We start from the raw sequence: 3,259 nt of genomic DNA on the forward strand, positions 1-3,259 counted from the left end.
CAGCGGGCTGCCTTCCCCGGCGCTGGCGTGATTGCAGGGGCGTGTGAGGAGGTCGGCGAGGTTGACGATGAGGTTGACTCGGTCGGGGGCGGTGAAGGTCGTACCTTTGCCGCCGGCGAGGTGGCGGTCGAGGATCTCGGCGAGACCATCAGCGTTACGCCGGGCGGGGGATCTGGGGTCGAGGGAGCCGCCGGGTCCGGGTTTCGGTGCGGTCAGTGGGGAGAGGGCGGTGCGGAGTTTCTCGGCGGTGAGGGTGTCGAGGTTGCCTTCGACTCGGCTCCGCCCGTCGGGTAGTTGGAAGATCTTCAACACGTTCAGTGCGGGGTTCTCTGCCGCTGATGGTGGGCGGGGGCCGTCGGGCAGATCAGGTGCGGGGTCATCGCCCGGAGCGGGATCTGCGGTGTCATCGGGGCGCGGTGCGGGATCAGGTGTGCCGGTGCGGCGGGCTTTCTCTTCCGCGTCGCGTCGGGCTTGTTCTTCACGTGCGCGCCGGGCGGCTTCGTGGGCTTCGGCGGCTTTGCGGGTGGCGTCGTGTCGGGCTTGAGCGTCGGCTGCGGCGTGGTGGGCGAGTTCGCGGGCGCGTGTGGTGACGGTGGAGGCGAGGGAGCGGGTGGCGACGTCGAGCAGCGTCGCGACGTGGGCGTTGAGGGCGTCATCGTCGAGGGTGGGGTCTGCGGTGTGGATGAGGGTGTGGCCGTCGGCGATGGCGGTGGCGTGGGCGTGGTGGATGTCGGCGTCGGTCAAGGCGTGGGCGACGGTGGGGTGTTGTGTGAGCCAGTAGCCGAGGCGGATGTGGTGGGCGGACTGGGCTTCGGGGGTTCGGGTGGACTTGGCGTGCCAGTAGGCGACGGAGGAGTAGCCGAGTTTGAGGGCGAGGCCGCGGCGGTCGGATTCGGCGAGGACTGCCAGTTTCGCTGCGGTGAGGGATGTTTCGGTGGTGTGGATATGCGCGAGTGCGGACACGAGCTCCTGATCGGAGAGCGTGTGTGCGCTCTGAAAGTCCCCCAACTTCTGCATGCCCCGAAAGCTACAACCCACCACCGACAACAACTCCGCCGCCGCTTTCGGCATTGGCGACGTCCACGACGACCGTGGACTCAGGCACGTCTTCGGTCGACTCCGAGTCCGTCTTCGAATCGGTCCCTACCGAAGCATGTCCCGTTGGGACACCCAGCTCGACCGACAGAAGTAGCAGAAATTCGGTACCTCACCGTCGACGAGCCAATCGCCATCAACGCATTTCAAGCCGGCACAGTCGGTGTGTACGACCTCGGTGGCGTCGAAGTCAACGCAGCAGTCGGAGTATGGATATGCGCCAAGAAGCCCTCCCTGGCCTCTACGCCGAGGCTGCGGCGTACTTGCACGGTATCGCCAGCACTCTGTAATTTCATTTGGAGCATGGGCTGGCGGGCTGCGACGTTTCCTCGGGATGAACAGCGCCAATTTGCTGCGCACGCTCGACAGCGCCGCCGAGTGGTACCGGTCAAAGTGCTGAGTGCTGTCTCCGATGGATCTGGCAGGACGGCAGGACCAACACGTACAGCGCGAGCGCACTCATTTTAGCCGGCACGCGGACTGTCGTACTCGATGACCTCTGACAATATCTATCGTCCCGAATCGAGCTCTAGGTCTTTGGTCGCAGGTCGCGCTTCAGGGGACGAAGTTGCCGCTTCGGCAGGGTGAGCGCATCGACCGCTCGAAGGTCCAACCGAAGAACCCCGATTGGAGCCCCAGCGGGGTGTAACGAACCGAATCTTCAGAACGACAATGAATCTGAGTTGCATGCGGTATGAAACGACGCAACTGCACACCTACACTTCAAAATGAGTGCAGGTCTTCTGGAGTGCGATCGCCGACTGTCGGTCTTGTGAAAACGACTGACACAGTAGTCATTTTCTGATGTCACGCCAAGCGAGAGCACCATCGCAAGGAGAGTTCATCGATGTCGACGCCACAGGATTCAAACCAGCCCAATCAGCCGTACGGCCAGCAACCCCAGTACGGTCAGCAACCTCAATACGGTCAGCAACCCCAGTACGGTCAGCAACCTCAGTACGGGCAGACATATGCTCCTCAGAACGCTTCCAAGAAGCGCAAGAAGTGGCCTTGGATACTGCTCGCGATTGTTGTGCTCATCGTAATCCTCTCCGTCATATTCAACGGCAGTAGCGATGATGAAGCTTCTGTGACGCCTGGCGACGCACCCACGGGACAGGGAGATGCCGAGCCACAGGACAGCGGCGTCACGTGGCCAGGCAAGACGGGCGACGACATCGGTGCAAACGCAGGCGATATCGTCGACCGGGACGGCGTGGTCACCGTAGCTTCACCGCTCGAATTCGTGTCGTCTGCGTACAGCACGGGCGCGTACTGCTCGAACGTGAGTATCACGAACAACACCGACGAGATCCAGAGTTTCAACTTGTTCGACTGGTCGCTGCAAGACCCAACCGGGACCATTCGGACCGGCACGTACGTCTCTGACCGGCCGATGCTGAGTTCGGGTGAGACTGCACCTGGTGGAACGAGCACCGGCGCTGTCTGCTTCGATGCTCCTACTGGCAACACACCCGGAACGTACGTGCTCCTGTTCGAGAAGGCGATCTCCTTCTCTACGGACAAGATTGGCTGGGTCAATACCCTCTAGCCGAAGCTCTGACCGAACATGCAGGGGCGATCACATGGGTGGCGAGTACCAAACCGACAATCACGTGTCCGGTTACGCCAAGGACAAGTTGTTGGCCTGGAAGACCGCGCCTGCAGGTACCGAGCCTCGAGGGTGGGAGTGGCTGTGGGAGTTGGAGTCTCAGGGTCCCAATGAGACGCTGGTCCGTCACACTTACGACTGGTCGAAGGTAACCGACAAGAAGCTTCTCGAGCAGGTGAAGTTTCCGCTGGTCACTGAGGTTCAGCTGGCCGAGACTCTGAGCCGGCTCGATGCGGAGGCCACTACCTGACCGAAACCGGTCCGATCGTGTGCTGGTAGTTGCGAATACTGCGATGGGCTCGTAGTCGCCACTCGATAGGGATTGTCAAGCGAGACTGGTGAAGTGGATCGACGTGATCTTGGCGTGGTCGGGGGATAGTGGATCGGCTGCATGGCAGGCGGTTCGTCGCGCTGATTGTGGCGCGGGTGTCACGTGGATTGTGACGGCGGCACCCGGCGTATCGAATGCTACTTCGGTGTCTTGGCCGGCCGATGTCGTTCCTCGTGGGTACACGTCGCCGATTCCGGTAAGCATCCGTACGGTTCGTATGC

The 3,259-nt window shown here is 61.9% G+C and carries 3 protein-coding genes and 1 pseudogene; 2 read left to right on the forward strand and 2 right to left on the reverse strand.

The features are described from left to right. A partial coding sequence (locus tag A2J03_RS09145; RefSeq protein ID WP_197480685.1) for a DUF222 domain-containing protein occupies nucleotides 1–1,017 on the reverse strand: 1,017 nt, incomplete at its 3' end. Between the two features lie 925 nt (nucleotides 1,018–1,942). On the opposite strand from A2J03_RS09145, the gene A2J03_RS09150 reads away from it, so the two are divergent. Both A2J03_RS09150 and A2J03_RS09155 read left to right on the forward strand, forming a co-directional pair. Further along, entirely contained in the window at nucleotides 1,943–2,647 is a 705-nt protein-coding gene (locus A2J03_RS09150) for a DUF4352 domain-containing protein (protein ID WP_082897707.1), read from the forward strand. A gap of 25 nt (nucleotides 2,648–2,672) precedes the next feature. Beyond that, nucleotides 2,673–2,957, forward strand: a pseudogene (locus tag A2J03_RS09155) (polyketide cyclase); the annotation flags it as partial. 75 nt (nucleotides 2,958–3,032) lie between these two features. Here the strand turns inward: A2J03_RS09155 and A2J03_RS31590 are convergent. Beyond that, a partial coding sequence (locus A2J03_RS31590; RefSeq protein WP_231912454.1) for a hypothetical protein occupies nucleotides 3,033–3,259 on the reverse strand: 227 nt, incomplete at its 5' end.

The sequence above is a fragment of the Rhodococcus sp. EPR-157 genome (assembly GCF_001647195.1).
Taxonomy (GTDB): Bacteria; Actinomycetota; Actinomycetes; order Mycobacteriales; family Mycobacteriaceae; genus Rhodococcoides.